8 protein-coding genes are annotated in these 20023 nt (G+C 69.4%); 4 read left to right on the forward strand and 4 right to left on the reverse strand.

Annotated elements, in window-relative coordinates:
- A partial coding sequence (locus tag GOHSU_RS11005; RefSeq protein WP_005941311.1) for a DEAD/DEAH box helicase occupies nucleotides 1-1361 on the reverse strand: 1361 nt, incomplete at its 3' end.
- Between the two features lie 241 nt (nucleotides 1362-1602).
- Nucleotides 1603-2067 (reverse strand): type II 3-dehydroquinate dehydratase, encoded by a 465-nt coding sequence (gene aroQ / locus GOHSU_RS11010; protein WP_005941313.1) that lies wholly within the window; start codon nucleotides 2065-2067, stop codon nucleotides 1603-1605.
- A 91-nt stretch (nucleotides 2068-2158) separates the two neighbouring features.
- On the opposite strand from aroQ, the gene GOHSU_RS11015 reads away from it, so the two are divergent.
- The 4 genes from GOHSU_RS11015 to GOHSU_RS11030 all read left to right on the forward strand — a co-directional run bounded on the left by GOHSU_RS11015 (nucleotide 2159) and on the right by GOHSU_RS11030 (nucleotide 12860).
- Nucleotides 2159-2587, forward strand: coding sequence for a DUF7144 family membrane protein (locus tag GOHSU_RS11015; protein ID WP_005941315.1), 429 nt, complete (start codon nucleotides 2159-2161; stop codon nucleotides 2585-2587).
- Between the two features lie 73 nt (nucleotides 2588-2660).
- Nucleotides 2661-5990 (forward strand): arabinosyltransferase domain-containing protein, encoded by a 3330-nt coding sequence (locus tag GOHSU_RS11020; RefSeq protein ID WP_005941317.1) that lies wholly within the window; start codon nucleotides 2661-2663, stop codon nucleotides 5988-5990.
- Between the two features lie 106 nt (nucleotides 5991-6096).
- Nucleotides 6097-9444: an arabinosyltransferase domain-containing protein gene (locus tag GOHSU_RS11025; protein WP_005941319.1), complete on the forward strand. Its 3348-nt coding sequence runs from the start codon at nucleotides 6097-6099 to the stop codon at nucleotides 9442-9444.
- Nucleotides 9441-12860, forward strand: a complete 3420-nt coding sequence (locus tag GOHSU_RS11030; RefSeq protein ID WP_005941321.1) for an arabinosyltransferase domain-containing protein — start codon at nucleotides 9441-9443, stop codon at nucleotides 12858-12860. The genes GOHSU_RS11025 and GOHSU_RS11030 overlap by 4 nt, the downstream gene beginning before the upstream one ends.
- 237 nt (nucleotides 12861-13097) lie before the next feature.
- Here the strand turns inward: GOHSU_RS11030 and GOHSU_RS11035 are convergent, their stop codons facing one another.
- Both GOHSU_RS11035 and pks13 read right to left on the reverse strand, forming a co-directional pair.
- Complete coding sequence (locus tag GOHSU_RS11035) at nucleotides 13098-14597, reverse strand: acyl-CoA carboxylase subunit beta (RefSeq protein WP_051139466.1); 1500 nt, start codon at nucleotides 14595-14597, stop codon at nucleotides 13098-13100.
- Nucleotides 14598-14729: 132 nt separating this feature from the next.
- Nucleotides 14730-19970: a polyketide synthase Pks13 gene (gene pks13, locus GOHSU_RS11040; protein WP_005941326.1), complete on the reverse strand. Its 5241-nt coding sequence runs from the start codon at nucleotides 19968-19970 to the stop codon at nucleotides 14730-14732.
- Between the last annotated feature and the right edge of the window lie 53 nt (nucleotides 19971-20023).

The raw sequence follows: 20023 nt of genomic DNA on the forward strand, positions 1-20023 counted from the left end.
CGGGGTCCGCGCGAGCCGGCGGCGGTTCCACGAGCAGCGCTTCCGCTGCCCGAACGCGAGCCGCGGCCGCCCGAAGCGCCACCGCGACCACCCTGCCCGCCGCGACCGGAGCGGGCCTGCCCACCGCCGGAACGCTTACGCGGGGCCTGCTGCTGCGGGGCCGGAGCCGGGGCCGGCTCACGGTACGGGGCACGCTCGCCGACCAGGGCGTCAACGGCCGGCGAACCGGCGGTCACCTGCTGCGGGGTCACCTTGATGGCGGCCTTCTGCAGCATCTTGCGCAGATCGGCGCGCTGCTCGGGCAGGCAGACGGTCACCACGTCACCGTCGCTGCCGGCGCGGGCGGTACGGCCCGAACGATGCAGGAAGGCTTTGTGCTCGGCCGGCGGATCGACGTGGACCACCAGCTCGACATCGTCGACGTGCACACCGCGCGCGGCCACATCGGTGGCCACCAGCACGCGCGCGCCGTCGTCGGCGGCGAAGGAGGCCAGGTTGCGGTCACGTTGGTTCTGCGACAGGTTGCCGTGCAGATCCACCGCGGGGATCCCGGCGGCGGTCAGCTTCTTGGCCAGCTTCTTGGCCTGATGCTTGGTCCGCATAAAGAGGATGCGCCGCCCCGACCCGGAAGCCAGTTCCTGCACCAGATCGTTCTTCTCGGCCGCCGAACGAACCTCGAAAACGTGGTGGGTCATCTTCTCCACCGGGCTGGTGGCCTCTTCCAGCGAGTGGGTCACCGGGTCGGTGAGGAACCGCTTGACCAGCTTGTCGACGCCGTTGTCCAGGGTCGCCGAGAACAGCATGCGCTGCCCTCCCTTGGGAGTGGCGTTCAGAATGCGGGTGACGCCGGGGAGGAACCCCAGATCTGCCATATGGTCGGCCTCGTCGAGCACGGTGATCTTCACCTCGTCGAGGGAGACGATGCGCTGGGACATCAGATCTTCCAGGCGGCCCGGGCAGGCGACGACGATGTCGACGCCACCGCGCAGGGCCCGCTCCTGACCGGTCTGCTTCACCCCACCGAAGATGGTGGTGACGCGCAGGCCCATCGCGCGGGCCATCGGTTCCATCGCCGTGGCGATCTGGGTGGCCAGTTCGCGGGTCGGCGCCAGCACCAGCCCGGTGGGACGGCCCGGCTTGCGGGTCACCCCGAGTGCGGCGAGCCGGGTCACCATCGGGATGGAGAAGGCCAGGGTCTTGCCCGAGCCGGTCTTACCGCGGCCGAGGACGTCTCGGCCGGTCAAGCTGTCGGGCAGGGTGTGCTGCTGAATCGGGAAGGGCGCCGTCTTTCCGTCGGCGGCCAGGGCCTCGACGATCGGTGCGGGAACACCGAGGGAGGCGAAGGTGGGGGTATCGGTCATTGCTCAAGCCTTTTCGGCTAAGGACGTCCCGGCACGAAGCGCGCATGCCGCAATCGGCATGCACCTTTCGGCACCGTAAGGAGTCAGGTGGCGAACACGCAGGTGTGCGTATTCGTTCGCCGCAGGAAGGTCTTCGAATCGGCGGCGAGATGATCTGCGGCCGGCTTCGGGGGCGTTCTACGACGCGCGGTGTGGAACACCGATGTCCCGACCCTACGCGGTCACCGCGGGCTTCGGCGATTTAGGAGACGAGCGTCACCAGATGCCGCACGGCGAATTCGTAGCCGCGGATCCCGAATCCCGCGATCACCCCGGCCGCCAGCGGGGAGACGTATGAGTGGTGCCGGAAACTCTCCCGCGCATGCACATTGCTGATGTGCACCTCCACGATCGGCACCTCCGGCAGCACCAGCGCATCGATCAGCGCGACCGAGGTGTGCGTCCACGCAGCCGGATTGATGACGATGCCGCTGATCCCTCCGCGCGCGGCGGCCAGGGCGTCGAGCATCTCACCCTCGTGGTTGGTCTGCAGCGCCTCGACCGGGTAGCCGAACTCACCGGCCGTGGTGCGCACCAGCTCGACCACATCGTCGAGGGTGGCCGAACCGTACACCTGCGGCTGCCGCACGCCGAGCATGTTCAGATTCGGCCCGTTGAGCAGCAGAATCGGCAGCGGTTGTCCCGCTTCGCGGGCTGGGATCGACATGCGGTGAAGTCTACGCGGCGAACCGGTCACAGAAACCCCAACAGTCTCGTATGTCCCTTTGTTCGGCACCTGTGCATGGTAAGCAGCAGATATGACTACCAACCCGAACGATCCCGGCATCGTCTCCACCGACCCCAACCGCAACAATCCATGGGCCGTGGGCACCGCTTGGGCGGCCGCCGCCCTGCTGCTGGTGGCCTCGGTCCTGGCCTTCTTCCAGGGCATCGCCGCCGTCGCCAACGACGAGACCCTCGTGCTGGTCGACACCGAATACATCTACGCCTTCAACCTGACCACGTGGGGCTGGATCCACATCGTGCTGGGCATCATCGGTGCCGCCATCGCGATCGGTGTCTTCGGTGGCGCCCTGTGGGCCCGGGCCTGCGCGATCGTGATCGCCGCCCTGTCGATCGTCGCCAACTTCCTGTGGCTGCCCTACACCCCGTGGTGGTCGATCCTGATCATCGCGATCGACATCCTGGTGATCTGGGCTATGGCCAACTGGACCGGCGACAACTGATCCCACGCAGGGGTGGCGCCGCACCGGCGCCTCACCTGCAACCCCGGCACAGGGGCATCGCTACGATGCCCCTGTGCCTTTCACTTCTGTCCGGCGGGCCCAACTCACCGCCATCATCGCGGGCCTGACCGGTTTCCTTCTGGCACTGCTGACTCCGCTGCTCCCGGTGGAGCAGACCACGGCCGAAATCTCCTGGCCGCAGCACGACACCGTCGAATCGGTGACCGCGCCGCTGATCTCGTATGCACCGATCGATCTGCAGGCCACCATCCCGTGCATCGCCGCCGACCGGCTGCCGGCCGACCAGACGATCCTGCTCTCGACCACCTCGCCGTCGTCGCCCAAGGCCGCCGAACGCGGGCTGTCGGTGCGGGTCTCCCCGGCCGCGGCGTCGGTCGACGGTACGGCCGGACGCACCGTCGAGGTGATCAACCGGAACATTCCGATCCTGGCTGCACCGCTGGACCGGGTGCTGTCGACCGACTGCACCCGGCTCGAGATCTCCGCCGACGCCGATCAGGTGACGGCCACCTTCGTCGGTCTGCGCGGCGACGACGGCGAACCGCTGAGCGGCTCGAGCCCCTACTCGGGCGATCAGCGCCCACAACTGACGGGGCTGTTCACCGGCCTGTCCGGTCCGGCGCAGGATCTGCCCGGTCTGTCCGCGCAGGTGGAGATCGACTCGCGCTACAGCACCGTCCCGACGGTGCTCAAGTGGCTGGCCATCATCCTCGGCGTCCTCATGACGATCGTGTCGCTGGCGGCGCTGGCCAGGCTCGACGCCACCGACGGACGCCGGCACCGACGCTTCTTCCCCGCCCGCTGGTGGCGGCTGAACTCGCGCGATTACACCGTGATCGGCCTGCTGCTGCTGTGGCACTTCGTCGGACCCAACACCTCCGACGACGGCTATCTGATGACGATGTCGCGGGTGGCCCAGGAGAGCGATTACACGGCGAACTACTTCCGCTGGTTCGGCGCCCCCGAGTCGCCCTTCGGCTGGTATTACCAGGTCTTCGGCCTACTCAGCCAGGTCACCGTCGCCAGTCCGTGGATGCGGATCCCGGCGCTGGCCTGCGGAATCGCGAGCTGGCTGATCATCAGCCACGAGGTGCTGCCCCGGCTGGGCCGGACCGCTTCGGTGGGGCGGGCCCCGGCCTGGACCGCGGCCGTGATCTTCCTGGCCTACTGGTTCCCGTTCAACAACGGTCTGCGGCCCGAGCCGATCATCTGCCTGGGTGCACTGCTGACCTGGGTCTCGGTGGAACGCTCGATCGCCACCGGCCGACTCCTGCCGGCCGCGGTCGCCTGTCTGATCGCCGCCTTCTCCATCGCCGCCGGACCCACGGGGGTCCTGGCCGTCGCCGCCCTGGTCGCCGGGGCCCGGCCGATGCTGCTGGCCCTGGTGCGACGGGCCGGCGCCGTGGCCGAGGCGACCGGGAGTTCGCGCACCCGCGCCTACCTGAGTCTGATCGCCCCGATCCTGGCCGCGGCCACCTTCGTGTTGTTCGTCGTCTTCACCAACCTGACACTGGCCGCCTTCACCCAGAGCTCGGCGATGAAGACCGATGTCGGCCCGTCGGCCAACTGGTACAACGAGATCAGCCGTTACTCGTCGCTGTTCGCTTTCTCCGCCGACGGCTCGGTGATGCGCCGCTTCGCCGTGCTGGCGATGGTGCTGTCGCTGGTGGTGGCCGGCGCAGTCCTGATCCGCAAGGGCCGGATCCCCGGTACCGCAGCCGGACCGGCCCAACGCATCGTCGGCATCATCTTCGCCTCGCTGCTGTTCCTGATCTTCACCCCGACCAAGTGGACGCATCACTTCGGCGTCTTCGCCGGACTGGCCGCGGCCCTGGCGGCGCTGGCCACGATCGCCGCCAGCGCAGAAGCCACCCATTCCCGACGCAACCGCACCCTGTTCGCGGCCCTGGTCGTCTTCATCACCGGCCTGGCCCTGACCGGCCCGAACTCCTACTACTATTCCTCGGCGTGGGGCATGCCGTGGGGCGTGTGGCAGGTGACCATCGCCGGTGCGATGGTCGGGCAGGTCCTGCTGTACCTGACGCTGCTGCTGCTGGCCGTGGCCCTGTGGTTCCACCTGCGGGAGCCGTTCGCCGGAACCGACCCCGGCCACGACGACCCCGCCCACACCCGGCCGAGCCGGACACGCCGCATCCTGACCCTCCCCGCCCGCGCACCGATGGGCTTCGCCGGCGGCGCCCTGGTGGCCTTCGCGGTGATCACCGCGATCGTCGCCGGTATCAACCAGAGCAACTCGTACTCGGTGCCGCGCAGCAACTTCGAGGCGCTGCTGGGCCGGCCGTGCAGCATGGCCGACAAGATCTGGGTGGAAGAAGATCCCAGCGACTACCTGCTGACCCCGGTCGACGGCACCCTGCGCGATCCGCTCGCCGGGCCGTCGTCCCAACCGGCCGGCAGCGACCGCCCGGCTACCATCTCCTTCACCGCCAACGGCGTGCCCGAGGACGTGAAGGTGCAGGCCTCGTCCGGAAGCCTGGGTGTACTGGCCGGAGCGGCGCACGCCGACCCGGATCTGCTGATCGCCAACAGCGGCGGCACCGGCGGCGGCACCCTGGCCTCCCCGGGCGTCAACGGCAGCCTGGCCGCGCTGCCCTTCGGTCTGGATCCGGCACGCACCGCCGTCCTGGGCAGCTACTCCGACGGCGCCCAGACCCTGGCGGACCTGACCTCCGGCTGGTATCGGCTGCCCGCCGACTACGCCGACTACCCGCTGATCACCTTCTCGGTGGCCGGCAACTTCTCGCGTGGCGAACTGCAGCTGGAGTACACCGACCAGCCGGTCGGCGCCGACACCCTTGACGGGCAGCTGTCCCCCACCGGTGCGATCGATATGATCGATCCGGGTCCCACCACCGCCTGGCGTAACGTCCGGATCGACACCGCGGGCCTGCCCAACGACCTGACGGCGATCCGCATCGTCGCCGACGACCACAGCCTGGCGCCGGACCATTACATGGTGGTCACGCCACCGCGGCTACCGCAGATGAGCACCATGCAAGACACGGTCGGCTCCACCGATCCGGTGCACGTGGACTGGACTTCCGGTCTGGTGGTGCCCTGCCAGCGTCCGTTCAACTTCCACGCCGGTGTCGCCGAGATGCCCCAGTGGCGGATCAAGCCCGGCGCCGATCTGGCGGCCGCGGTCGGCGCCTGGCAGAGCGCCCAGGGCGGCGGCCCCCTCGGCTGGCTGGAGGTGACGCAGCGGCCGGACACCGTCGCGACCTACTTGCAGGGCGACATCGGCCGGGATTGGGGCGCGCTGGAACGCTATACCCCGTACGACGATGCCCGCCCCGCGGTGATCGACTACGCCACCCGCGTGCGCAGCGGTCTGTGGAGTCCGGCACCGATCCGGCACTGAGCCCACCCGGGAGTCCCGGGTCGACCCATGAGCCTGGGCCCACACTGTGAGTCTGGGACAACCCGGTCCTGGTGTGGGATGCATCGGCCGGGTTCGACTAACCTGAGTGATCGTGCCTGCCCCGACGACTGAGCCCGCCGAACCCGAGCGTCCCACGCCCTCGGCGCCCCTGTCCGCCCCGCAGGCCCGGCTGCTGGCCGCGGTCGCCGGACTGGTCGGCGTCCTCGCCGCGATTCTGGTGCCGTTCCTGCCGGTGTCGACCACCGCGGCCGCCATCACCTGGCCGCAGGGACAAGAACTCAACGCCGACGATCCGTCGATCGTGGCGCCACTGATCGCGCAGACCCCGCAGGCACTGGACATCGTGATCCCGTGCGCACCGCTGGCCCGGGCCGCCGCCGATCAGGACGGCACCTTGCTGGCCACCATGCCGCCGGGCGCCAACCGTCTGGCCAACAGCGCCCTGCAGGTCACCAGCCGCGGCGATCAGGTGACCGTGCTGTTCCGCGCCAATGCGGCCGCCGGCGCCTCGATCGAGCAGCTGAACTCCCCCGACTGCCGGCATCTGCACATCTTCTCCACCCCGACCGGCACCGGCGCCCAGTTCGTCGGCGTCGGACCCCAGAAGCTGCTTCCCCCGCAGACCCGGCCGCAGGTCGACGGCCTGTTCACCTCGCTGACCACCCAGCAGGTGAAGGCGATGGCCGACGCCGGGCTGCGGGCCGACATCACCGTCGACAATCGCTACGAGTCGACTCCGTCGATCCTGAAGATCATCGTCATGGTGATCGCCGTGGTCGCCACCGCGCTGGCCCTGTTCGCGCTGTTCTGCCTCGACGGTCTGGGCGGCTACCGGGTTCGCCGCGCCTCGGCGCGGCTGACGACCTGGGTCCGCTCGTTCCGGCCGCGCGCCAGCGACCTCATCGTCACCGCGATCCTGCTGGTGTGGCTGTTCCTGGGCGCCGGCGCCCAAGACGACGGCTACATCCTCAACATGGGCCGGGTCTCCCACGACGCCGGCTATCTGCCGAACTACTACCGGTACTTCGGTATCACCGAGGCCCCGTTCGACTGGTACTACAGCTTCCTGGCGGTGTGGTCGTCGATCTCCACGGCGCTGGTGTGGCTGCACCTGCCTGCCCTGATCGCCGGGCTGGCGTCCTGGTTCCTGGTCAGCCGCGTGGTGCTGCCCCGGCTCGGCGAGACCGTCGTGCGCAGCCGGTGGGCCACCGGCACCGCGGCCGCGGTCTTCCTCACCTTCTGGATGCCGTTCTGCTCGGGCATGCGCACCGAAGGCATCATCGTTCTGGGTTCCCTGCTGACCTGGTGGGCCGCCGAGAAGGCGATCACCACCCGGCAGCTGTTCCCGGCGGCCCTGGCGGCCCTGCTGGCGGCGCTGACCCTGACCCTGGCGCCGCAGGGCGTGATCGGGCTGGCCGTGCTGCTGGTCTGCGCCCGCGCGCTGGTGCAGGTCCTGGCGGCGCGCCGCAGCAGCGACGGCCTGGTGGCACTGGTGGCCCCCATCGTCGCCTCCGGTGCGGTGGTGCTGGTCGTCGTCTTCCGCGATCAGACGCTGATGACGGTGCTCGAAGCCATCAAGGTCCGCTACACGGTCGGGCCGACGATCCCCTGGTTCCAGGAGTTCGTCCGGTACTACTTCCTGTCGGTCACCACCCCCGACGGCGCGGTGGCCCGCCGGATCCCGGTGTTCCTGCTGCTTCTGGCACTGCTGGCCACCGCCGCGATTCTGCTGCGCCGCGGCAAGATCGACGGCGTCGTATCCGGTCCGGCCTGGCGCCTGGTCGGCACCATCGGACTGACCCTGCTCCTGTGGTTCTTCATCCCGGTCAAGTGGACCGTCCACTTCGGGATCTTCGCCGGCGTCGGCGCAGCCGTGGCGGCACTGGCCGTCTTGGCGGTGGCCCAGAGCGCGGCCCGCTCGACACGCAATCTGACCGTCTTCGTCACCGCCCTGCTGTTCGCGATGGCGGTGGTCTCGGTCGGCTACAACTCCTGGCCGTACGTCTACGACTACGGCATCGCCTGGTTCGACCGTCCGCCGTCACTGGCAGGCATCGAGGTCGCCACCATCCTGCTGGTGCTGTCGGCGATCGCCGCCGCTCTGGCCATGTGGCAGACGCTGCGACTGGACTACGTGACCAACAAGGGCATGGCCCACCACCGCCAGGGACAGCCCGACAGTGCCGGCGACCGGCGCCGCCTGGCGGTGTCCAGCGCGCCGATCGCGGTGATCGCGGTGGGCACGGTACTGGTGACGCTGGCGTTCTTCGCCAAGGCCGTCGTCGACCGCTCCCCGGCGATGACCGCGCTGACCACCAATGTGAAGTCGCTGAGCGGGTCCTCCTGCGCGATGGCCGACCAGGTGCTCGCCGAACCCGATCCCAATGCGAATCTGCTGACCCCGGTCGGCGGGGCGACGGCGACGCAGGCCCTGACCGGCACCGGCAGCGTCGGCTTCAGTCCCGAGGGCGTGCCGGACAGTCTGCTCACCGACAAGGTGACCTCGCGTCCGGGCCGGATGCACATCGGCGCCAAACCGTGGACCAACTTCGCCACCGAAGGCACCCTCGGCGCCGGCACCGCCGGCGGGACCGGACCGCAGACCGTCAACGGCTCCCGCGCAGCCCTGCCGTTCGGGCTGGATCCGGCGACCACCCCGGTGCTGGGCAGCTACCGGTATCCGGCCAACGCCCACCTGCGCACCGGCTGGTATCAGCTGCCCGAACGCGACGCCTCACCGCTGTTGGTCTTCGCCACCGCCGGCGCCGTCGCCTCCATCGACGCCCAGGGCGTCCGCGTGCCCGGCCAGTCCATCGTCGTGCAGTTCGGCCGCCAGGGCGGCGACGGGCGCTTCGAACAGCTCGGCGCCGATGTGCTGCCCATCGATCCGGGGCCGGTGGTCGCCAACCGGCCGTGGCGCAATCTGCGCGTCCCGATGTCGGCGGCACCGGAGCAGGCCACCGCGATGCGCCTGGTGCTCGACGACACCAACCTGGGTCCGATGCAGTTCCTGGCGATCACCCCGCCGCGGGCACCGAAGCTGCAGACCCTGCAGGACCTGGTCGGTTCGGACGATCCGACCCTGATCGACGTCGGCGTGGGCGCCTTCTTCCCGTGCCAGCAGCCGATGACGATCCGGCACGGTATCGCCGATGTTCCCCGCTGGCGGATCCTGCCCGACTTCGTCGGCATGAACCTGTACTCGAAGAACTGGATGGCCGCCAGCAGCGGCGGACTGCTCTCGATCAGCGAGGCGACCACCCGCGCGGAGACCGTCCCGACCTATCTACGCGATGACTGGCACCGCGATTGGGGTTCGTTGGAACGACTGACCCCGCTGGCACCCGACGCCGTCGTCGCACGCCCGACGATCGGTGAGGACACCCGCTGGGGCCTGTCACGCACCGGCAGCATCCGACTGGAGGGCAAATGACCGATAGGCCCGACCACTCCCCCGGCGGATCGGCTCCGGCCGACGCCCCGGCGACAGCGCCAGCGACGCCGGTATCGTCGTCCCGCTGGGCGTTTGCCACCCGGGACGGCTACCGCGTCACCAAACTGGCCGCGACCGTCTTCGGTCTGCTGGGTCTGCTCCTGGCCCTGGCGACCCCGCTGTTGCCGGTCGAACAGCGCAGCGCCACCCTGAACTGGCCGCAGAACGACGTCATCTCCGATGTGACCGCGCCGCTGGTCGCCTTCGTGCCGACCTCGATGGAGATGACCGTCCCCTGCAGCCTGGCCGCCGAGCTGCCGGCCACCGGCGGCGTGCTCGTCTCGACGATCCCGCAGACCGGTAAACAAGCCGGTGCCCGCGGCATGTTCGTGCGCGCCACCGAGTCCGACCTGGCGGTGACCGTTCGCGATGTGGTGCTGCTGAGCGTCCCGCGCGCCGCCGCCCAGTCCGATCCGGACTGCATGATCGAGTTGCGCGGCGACGGCGAGGGTGTCTCGGCTGCTGTCGTCGGGGCCGGTGCGGACGGGACCGGCCCGAACCCGACGAACGGGGACGAAACCCGCTACAGCAGCGACGACCCCGATATGCGGCCCCAGATCGTCGGTGTCTTCTCCGATCTGCCCGCCCAGACCGATCGCGCCGGCCTGTACCTGACCGCCGACATCGATACGCGCTTCGTCAACCGGCCCAGCCCCCTCAAGCGCGCCCTGATCATCATCGGCATCGTCTCCACCCTGCTGTCGCTGATCGCCCTGGCCGTCCTGGACAGTCGCGACGGTCGTGTCCACAAACGATTCCTGCCGCGCGGCTGGTTCACCATCCGCGGCCCCGACGTCGTCGTCTTCGCCGTGCTGGCCCTGTGGTGGCTGATCGGCGGTAACACCTCCGACGACGGCTACAACATCACCGTCGCACGCATCACCGAGGAAGCCGGCTACGCCGACAACTACTTCCGCTACTTCGGGGTGCCGCAGGATCCGTTCGGCTGGCCCTATCAGGTGCTGTCGTGGATGACGAGCATCAGCGTGGCCACGCCGTGGCTGCGGCTGCCGGCATTCCTGCTCGGCCTGCTCGGCTGGTGGATCCTCTCCCGCGAAGTGATCCCGCGGCTGGGGCGCAGCGTCCGCAACAGTTCGGCAGCCGTCTGGTCCGGCGCCCTGGTCTTCCTGGCCATCTGGCTGCCGTACAACAACGGCATCCGCTTCGAGCCGGTCGAGGCGATCGGCGCCCTGCTGACCTGGTGTGCGGTGGAACGAGCGATCGCCACCCGACGGCTGTTGCCGTATGCGGTCGCCGCGGTCTTCGGCGCCTTCACCTTCGCGGTGGCGCCCGGCGGACTGATGGCTGTGGCTGCGCTGCTGGCCGGTCTGCGGCCGGTGGTCCGCGGAATCGTCTCCCGCCGGAGCCGTGACGGCCTGCTGCCGATGATCGCGCCGGTCCTGGCGGCCGGCACCTCGGTGCTGTTCCTGATCTTCTACTCCCATCCGCTGCGCCCGCTGATCGAGGGCAGCGGAGTGGCCAGCGATGTGGGCCCCACCAACGAATGGTGGCAGGAGCCGCAGCGCTACTACTTCCTGATCCTGCAGACCGGCGACGGGACCTTCTCGCGCCGCTTCGGGATCCTGATCATGTTCACCGCCCTGGTGATCGCGATCTTCCGGCTGCTGGCCAAGCACAGTCCGGCCGGGGTCGCGCGGGCACCGCTGTGGCGCCTGATCGCGGTGATGCTGGGCACGATGTTCTTCATCTCCTTCACTCCCACCAAATGGACCCATCACCTGGGCATCTACGCCGGGATCGGGGCCGCGATCGTCGCGGCGACGGCCGCGATGATGTCCCCGGCGCTGCTGCGCGCCCGCAGCAACCGTGCCTTCTTCGCCGCGATCATCCTGATGGTGACCGCCGCGGCGGCCTCGGGAACCAACATGTGGTGGTACGTCGGCAGCTACGGCGTGCCGTGGTGGGACGCCCCGGTCTCCCTCGGCGGCATCAAACTGGCGTGGGTGCTGCTGGCCCTGGCGGTGATCACCGCCCTGTACGGCTTCTGGTGCTATCTGCGCAGCGACGACGTCGACCCGCCGCCGGGCACCGGCTACACCCGGACCGGCCTGGCCCGGTTCACCTTCTCCCCGCTGCCGGTGATCTCGGCGTTCGTGGTGGCGTTCATGCTGTTCTCGTTCGTGTTCGGCGCCTACAAGCAGCGCGACAGCTGGTCGTGGGCCAAATCGAACCTGCGCGCCTTGACCGGCAACGAGTGTGCGCTGGCCAACGATGTCCTCGTCGAAGACGATATCGCGGCATCGTTCCTGGATCCGGCCGCCGTCGACGGACGGCCGGCACCGACCCCGCGCGCGGCGCTGGGAGCCCAGAACGACGGCTTCGTCGCCGACGGCATCCCCTCGACGACGCTGATCGACCCGGTGGACCGTCGTACCGGGAACACCACCGACGAGGACAGCGTGCAGACCTCGGTCCCCAGCGGCGAACTCCCCGTGGAAGACACCGAGTCCGAAGACGAGACCACGGTCGACGAGACCGCCGAGGACCAGACCGCACCGGCCGCCGATGCGGGCAGCGTGCGACTGCCCTACGGCCTCGACCCGGCCACCACCCCGGTGCTGGGCAGTTACGGCACCGCGGGCAACACCTCGGTGACCACCGCCTGGTACGACCTGGGCTTCCCGGCCGGCCAGGCACCCGAGGACGCGCCACTGCTCACGGTCGCCGCCGCCGGATCGATCGCCGCGGTCGACCGCAACAACCTGGTGACCGACGGACGACGGCTGGTCGCCCAGTTCGCCCGTCTCGACGGCGACACCGTGGTCCCGGTCGGTGAGCCGATGCTCGGCATCGACGCCATGGACAGCAAGTCCGAGTGGCGTACGCTGCGGTTCCCGCTCAGCCAGGCCCCACCGCGCGCCACCCTGGTGCGGCTGCACGCGGTCGACGACGCCGCCGCCACCGCCGAATGGCTGGCCTTCACCGCACCGCGGGTACCGCACCTGCGGACGCTCGAAGAGGTCGTCGGACGCACCGATCCGGTGCTCATCGACTGGCTGCCCGGCCTGGTGTTCCCGTGCCAGCGTCCGGTCGCGGTGCGCAACGGCGTGCTCGAGCTGCCGGACTGGCGGATCATGCCCGACGCCGAGGCCGTCCGGGTCAACAGTCAGACCTGGCAGGCCGGCATCCACGGCGGTCCGCTGGGTATCACCGATGCCCTGCTGGTCAGCACTCTGGTGCCCAGTTACCTGCGCAACAACTGGTCGCGCGATTGGGGCTCCCTGCAGCGGTACACCCCGCTGGTTCCGCAGGCCAAGCCCGCGGAGCTGGAGCTGGGCTACCGGACGGTCAGCGGGCTGCAGAGCCGGGCACCGATGCGCTCGGCCGGCTACTGAGCCCTGGACCGGTAGCCGCTTGACCGCTGCCGGGCCGGCGTACTCGCCTCGCCAGGCCCCGTGCGGGGGTCTGCGAGGCAGGTGATCCGGTAACCCTCACGCGCCTCGGAGGTCGCCGTCATCCCGGCAACGACCTCCGAGGCGCGTGACCGTCCGGTGGTCACAGGGCGCGGACAACGGGTCGCGCCTGCGCGCACGGCGAATACGCTCGCGCGCAGGGACACATCCCGAGCCCAGTCAGATGGGCATCAGGAAGTGCTTGCGCGGTGCGCGCAGAACCTTCTTGTCCCGCAGCTGAGCCAGGGCCTTGCGCAGCTGGAGCCGCGTCTGTGCCGGCTCGATCACCGCATCGATGTAGCCCTTCTCCGCAGCGAGATAGGGGTTGGCCATCATCACGTTGTAGAAGTCGATGAAGTCCCGGCGCACCTTGTCGGCCGCGGCGGCCGACAAGCCCTCGGTCTGCTTACGGGTCAGCAGCACCGCCGCCGACTCGGCACCCATCACCGCGATCTTGGCCGTCGGCCAGGCGAAGTTGATATCGGCACCGAGCTGCTTGCAGCCCATCACCGCATAGGCGCCGCCGTAAGCCTTGCGCAGCACCACGGTGATCTTCGGGACATCGGCTTCCACGTAGGCGTACAGGAACTTGCCGGACCGCCGGATCGTGCCCTTCTCCTCCTCGACGAGCCCCGGGAGGATACCGGGGGTGTCGACCAGGAAGATCAGCGGAATGTTGAACGCATTGCAGATGCGGACGAAACGCGTCGCCTTCTCCGAGGCGTCGGTGTCCAGGGTGCCGGCCATGACGCTGGGCTGGTTGGCCACCACACCCACGCTGTGGCCGTCCACGCGGGCGAAACCGGTCAGGATGTTCGGCGCGAACAGCTCGCCGATCTCGTGGAAGGCGCCGTCGTCGAACAGCTTGACCAGGATGTCGCGCATATCGTAGCCGGCGTTGTCGCTGTCGGGCATGAAGGTATTGAGCTCGCGGTCACTGTCGGTGACCTCGGGTTCCAGACCCGGATTGATCACCGGCGGCGTCTCCCAGCAGCTCGACGGCATGTACTGCAGGTATTCTCGCACCCACTCGAAGGCGGCCTTCTCGTCGGCGGCGACATGGTGGATGTTGCCCCAGCGGGCCTGGTTGTGGGCACTGCCCAGATCCTCGGCCGAGATGTCCTCGCCGTTGACGGCTTTGAGGATCTCCGGGCCGGTGACGAACATGTAGCTCTTGTCCTCGACGCCGACCAGGATGTCGGTGTTGGCCGGGGTGTACACGGCACCGCCGGCGCACTTACCCAGGATGATCGAGACCTGCGGCGCCAGCCCCGACAGCAGATCGTTGCGCCGGCCCATCTCGGCGTACCAGGCCAGGGAGGTGACCGCGTCCTGGATGCGCGCACCGGCGGAGTCATTGATGCCCACCATCGGGCAGCCGAGTTTGCCGGCCCACTCCATCAGCGTCGAGACCTTGCGGCCGAACATCTCGCCGACGCTGCCGCCCATCACGGTCTGGTCGTGGCTGAAGGCGGCCACCGGGCGGCCGAAGACCAGGCCGTGACCGGTCACGACACCGTCGCCGTAGCCGGCTTCGGAAGCCCCCGGCGCCTTGACCAGCCCGCCGACCTCGACGAAGGTCCCCGGGTCGAACAGCATCTCCAGCCGTGCGCGCGGCGAGCAGATACCCTTAGCGGCACGCTTGGCGATCGCCTGCTCCCCACCGGGCTCCTTGGCCATCTCCAGCTTGGCCCGCAGATCGGCGAGTTTGCCTGCGGTCGTGTGCTCAGGGGCGATGTCGGCAGTCACGCGGGGGCCTCTTTCTTTCGTTGACTCGGGCTGGTTCACTCGGGCTGGTTCACTCGGGCTGGTTCAGTTCGGCTGATTCAGATCAGCGATGCGCCGGGTCAGGTCGGCACCGACCTTGGCGACATACGGTTCGTCGACGATGGACAGGTGGTCGCCGCCGATCTGAATGATCTCCAGATCGTCGACCACCTCACCCCAGCGCCCATCGGGGTCGATGTTCGCCCACTGCGGCTCCAGTTCGATGGCTCCGTCGTGCATCTTGTCGGCCCGGTACAGGACCACCTTGCCGTCGTACGGGGTCGGCGAGATGTTGCTCAGCGCCCGGTTGTCCAGGAACGACGTCCGCTGGTGTTCGATGATGCCGCCGGGAATCTTGGTGCCCGACATCGAGATCATCTCCATGATGATCGCGAACTGCTCGTCGTCGTCGGCTTCGACCAAACGGTCCATCGGGATCGGGATGTCCGCGTCCAAGTCGTAGGTCTTGACCGCGAAGTCGCGCCAGCGTTCCAGCCGGGCACGTTTGGTTTCCGGGGTCTCGACCAGATCCTCGCTGGGCCGGACGACGTCGATCAGCCCGACGAAGGCCACCTGCTCGCCCTGCTCGGTGAGCAACTGAGCGGCGCCGTAGGCCAGTGCACCGCCGAGCGACCAGCCCACCAGCACATATGGGCCGTGCGGCTGCACCTCGCGCAGCTTCGGCAGATACTGGCGCACCCGCTCCTCGATGGTGCCCTCGACACGGTCGAATCCGATCACCGGCTGATCCTCGGGCAGCCGCTTGAGCAGCGCCTCGTACGCCGAGGTGTTACCGCCTGCCGGATGGAAGACGAGCATCGGCACCGGATCGCCGGCGGTGGTATCGAAGACGTGCTGGCGGGCGCCGTTCTTCTCCGGAACCCGCAGGAAGCGGACGAAACCGTCGACGTCGGCCGCGGCCTCCATGTGCTTGCGCACGTGGTCGCTGAGCTCCTCGATGGTCTCGGCCGCCAGCACGTCCTCGAGGTCGATGTCACCGCCGGTGCGGTCGTTGAGCCGATCGGTCAGCTTGCGGGCCGACTCCTCGTCCAGCACCTCCAGCTTGTTGAAGACGCCGCCGGCAGATTTGCCGGTCACCACCGCGTAGGCACCGAAGGTGAGGCGCTCGGCCGCATCGCGCGGCGGCACATCGGCACCGGCCGCGGCCGCGACCTGCGACTGATCGGTCAGATCGGCCTTCTCCGCCGGGGGCGCGTCGGCGGCGGGCTGAGCTACAGGCGTCTGGGCAGCGGGTGCCGCGGTCTCGGCGGGAACAGCCGGTTCGGCGGGAGCGGCCGGTTCGGCGCTCTTGCGCGCATTGGCCTGGTCGATCAGCGCCGACAGGGCGGCGGTATCGAGTTCCTGGCCGTCGGCGGCGCCCTGGGCGAGCAGGTCCACCTGGTCCCGGTTCTCCACGGCGAAGGTGACGAACTTGGTGACGTCGTTGAGGTTGGCCTGGCGCATGGCCTGCAACTGCAGCTGCGGGATGTCGAACTCGTACTCGACACGGTTCTTGATCCGGACGGCCATCAGCGAGTCCAGCCCCAGCTCGATCAGCGCGATCTCGCGGGGCAGATCGTCGGGATCGTACCCCATGGACTCGCCGACGATCGTGGCCAGTCGCTGTTCGACGGTCTCCCCCGATCCGGCCTCCCACTTGCTGCCGATATCGTCGACCACCTCGTCCTCGACGACGACGGGGCCGCCGGCGAACGATTCGGCCGCCGAGGGTTCCGGTGCGGCCGCCGGGGCCGCCGCGATGGTCGGGGCGGGCCGGTCGGGGGCGACGCCGGTGACGGCGGCCTCGAGCACCAGGGCGTGACCGTGGGCCGCATCGGCGAACACCGAGATCGCCCCGCCGCCGGGATGGCGGGTGTAGACGGTGGTCAGCGTGCCCGCTGCGGGCAGCCGGTTCACCGCTTCGGCGGCGACCACGACGGCGTCGTCGAGCACCTGCCGCGCCGCAGCCAGCGCCAGCTCACGCGGATCGGTGACCGCCGAGATGGCCACCTCCCAGGCGTGCCGGCCGTCGGGCAGGGCCACGTGCGCACCCGGCGCGCTGGCCGGACCGGTGCCGCTGCCGACGGCGGCGGTGAGCCAGTACGGTTTGCGGTCGAAGGCGGTCCGCGGGACGTCGGCGTACGGCAGATCCTGCCCGGTACCGAACAGGGCCCCCACATTCAGGGGATGGCCGTGCACCCAGAGCTTCATCATCGCGGTCAGCAGACCGGTGGGCTCGTCCTCCTTGCGGCGCAGCGTCTCGATCAGTTCGGCGTTGTGCACACCGGCGCCGAAGGTCGTTGCGGCCACCGAGATCAGCACGGCCGGATTCGGTGCCAGCTCCAGGAAGGTGCGGTGGCCGGTCTCGACCGCCTTGGCGATCGCCTGGGCGAACCAGACGCTGTGCCGCAGTCCCTTGGTGAAGTACTCGATGGTGTGCACCGGCTCGGCACCCGGCCGGTAGAACACCTCGCGGTCGACCGAGCTGTAGAAGCCGACGGTCGGGCGCAGCGGCGCGATACCGGTGAGCTCGTAGGCCAGCTCGCCCAGCAGCGGATCCATCTGGGAGGTGTGGCTGGCGCCCTTGGTCTGCAGTTTGCGGGCCAGCTTCCCTTCGGCCTCGGCGTGCGCGACGATCGCGTCGACCTGCGGTTCGGGACCGCCGATGACGGTGTGCGTGGGCGCGGCGTAGACGCAGATCTCCAGGTCGGGGTAGTCGACCAGGACGTCGTTGATGTCCTCGGCGCTGTATTCGACCAGGGCCATCAGCCGGATGTCGTCGCCGACGAGCATCGATTCGCCCTCGCCCATCAGGCGTGAGCGCTGGCAGATCACCCGGGTCGCGTCCGCCAGGGACAGACCGCCGCTGATGTAGGCGGCCGAGGCCTCACCCATCGAATGCGGCACCAGCACCCCCGGCTGGGCCCCGAAGTGGCGCAGGGTGTCGGCCAGGGCGACCTGGATCGTGTAGATCCCGACCTGGCTGGTCTCGATGCCGTAGGTCTGCGCATCGTCGAGGAACATCTCGGTGATCGAGTAGCCCAGCTCGTTCTGGACGTACTCGTCGACGCGGTCGACGTTCGCGGCGAAGACCGGATTCTCCAGATACAGCTGCTTGGCCATCTTGCGGTGCTGCGAGCCGAAGCCCGACAGCAGCCAGACCGCCGAGGCCGCATCGGGGGCGTCGGCGGTGAAGACGAACGGCAGCGCCTTCCCCTCGGCCACGGCCCGGGCGCCCTTGAGCGCCTCCTCGTGGTTGCGGGCCATGATCACCGACCGGGTGCGGCCGTGGTTGCGGCGGGCCAGGGTGCGGCCGATCTCGACCAGGTCGGTGGCCCGGCCCTGCTCGGTGTCGAGCCAATCGGCCAGGTCGGCGGCGGCACGACGACGTCGCGACGGCAGGAACCCGGACAGCACCAGCGGCACCACCGAACCCGGTGCGGCCGCCGGGGCGAAACCCTCGGTGGGATCGGTTTCGACCGCCGCGGTCACGGCCTCCACCGGGGCGGACTGAGCCGCCAGGACGGCGCGCTCGGCTTCGGTGAGGTAGTCGTCCTCGTCGTGGTAGTCGTCGACGGCCGCGGCGGTCACGGCCGCGGCGGCCTGGGCCGGCTGGTCGACGGTCTCGACCAGATCGGTGGGCAGCACCTCACGCACGACGATGTGCGCATTGGTGCCGCCGAAACCGAATCCGGACAGCCCGGCGACCGCGTGCCCGGAGTAGCGCGGCCAGGCTGTGTTCTCGGCGGCCACGCGCAGATTGGTCGCGTCGAACTGGATGTAGGGGTTGGGGCCGACGTAGTTGAGCGAGGCCGGGATCTGGTCGTGCTGCAGGGACAGCACCACCTTGGCCAGCGCACCGGCGCCGGCGGCGGCCTCCATGTGCCCGTAGTTGGTCTTGGCGGAACCGAGCAGCGCCGGGGCCTCAGGGTTCCGGCCGCGGCCGACCACGCGGCCGAGGGCGTCGGCCTCGATCGGGTCGCCGAGCACCGTGCCGGTGCCGTGGGCCTCGATGTAGTCGACCGTGCGCGGATCGATCGCCGCATCGGTGTAGGCATCGCGCAGGACATCGACCTGGGCGTCGGGATTGGGCGCGAAGATGCCGTTGGAGCGGCCGTCGGAGTTGACCGCGCTGCCGGCGATCACCGCGAGCACCTGGTCGCCGTCGGCCCGCGCATCGGCGAGCCGCTTGAGGACGAAGACGCCGCCGCCTTCGGCGCGGATCATGCCGTCGGCATCGGAAGAGAAGGCCTTGATCTTCCCGTCGGGGGCCTGGGCGCCGATGCTGTCGAAGCCCAGGGTCACCGCGGGGGTGACGATCATGTTGACGCCGCCGGCCAGGGCCACATCGCTCTCGCCCGAACGCAGGCTGCGGACCGCCTGGTGCACGGCCACCAGCGACGACGAACACGCGGTGTCCACGGCGATCGAGGGGCCGCGGAAGTCGAAGAAGTAGGAGACCCGGTTGGCCACGATCGAGGTCGCGGTGCCGGTGAGCGCGTAGGCCGCGGTCTCGCTGGCGCCCTCGCCCAGACCCAGAGTGGCCAGCATCTGATAGTCGTTGGTCGAGGTGCCCATGAACACACCGACGGCCTCGCCGCGCAGATCACTGGCCGGCAGATGCGCGTTCTCCAGCGCCTCCCACGACAGTTCCAGCGCCAGCCGCTGCTGCGGATCGACCATCTCGACCTCGCGCGGGCTCATCTGGAAGAAGTCGGCGTCGAAGCCGCGCACATCGTCGAGGTAGCCGCCGTGCACATTGGCCTGCGCGATCACCTCGGCCAGGCGCGGATCGGAGGTGAACTCGGTCCAGCGGTCCTCCGGCAGATCGGTGATCCCGTCGACGCCGGTGATCAGCGCCTCCCAGGTGGATTCGGGTGTCGCCCCGGCCTTGGGGAAGCGGGTGGCCAGGCCGATGATCGCGATATCGTCGTCGGCGCTGCGCTCGCGTTCCCAGAAGCGGTCGGCATCGGGGTCCAGATCCTCGTCCGGGTCGCCCTCGATGATGCGCTTGGCCAGCATCGCGATGGTCGGATGGTTGTAGGCCGCGGTCGCGGTCAGGATCACACCGGTACGGTCCTCGACGTCGGCGGCCAGGGCCACCGCATCGCGCGAGGACAACCCGAACTCCTCCATCGGACGGTCGTCGGAGATCTGGTCGACCGGCAGCCCGGTGGTGGCCGAGACCCATGCGCGAAGCCAGTCGCGCAGCTCCTCGACCGTCAGGCCGCCCGCGGTCTCGCCGTCGGTCTCGATCGGGTTACCGGTGTTCTCAATGTCAGACATCGCCTACAGCCTACTGAGTTCGAAGTGTCGGTATGTACACGTCAGGCCCGGTA

Source organism: Gordonia hirsuta DSM 44140 = NBRC 16056 (genome assembly GCF_000333015.1).
Classification (GTDB): Bacteria; Actinomycetota; Actinomycetes; order Mycobacteriales; family Mycobacteriaceae; genus Gordonia; species Gordonia hirsuta.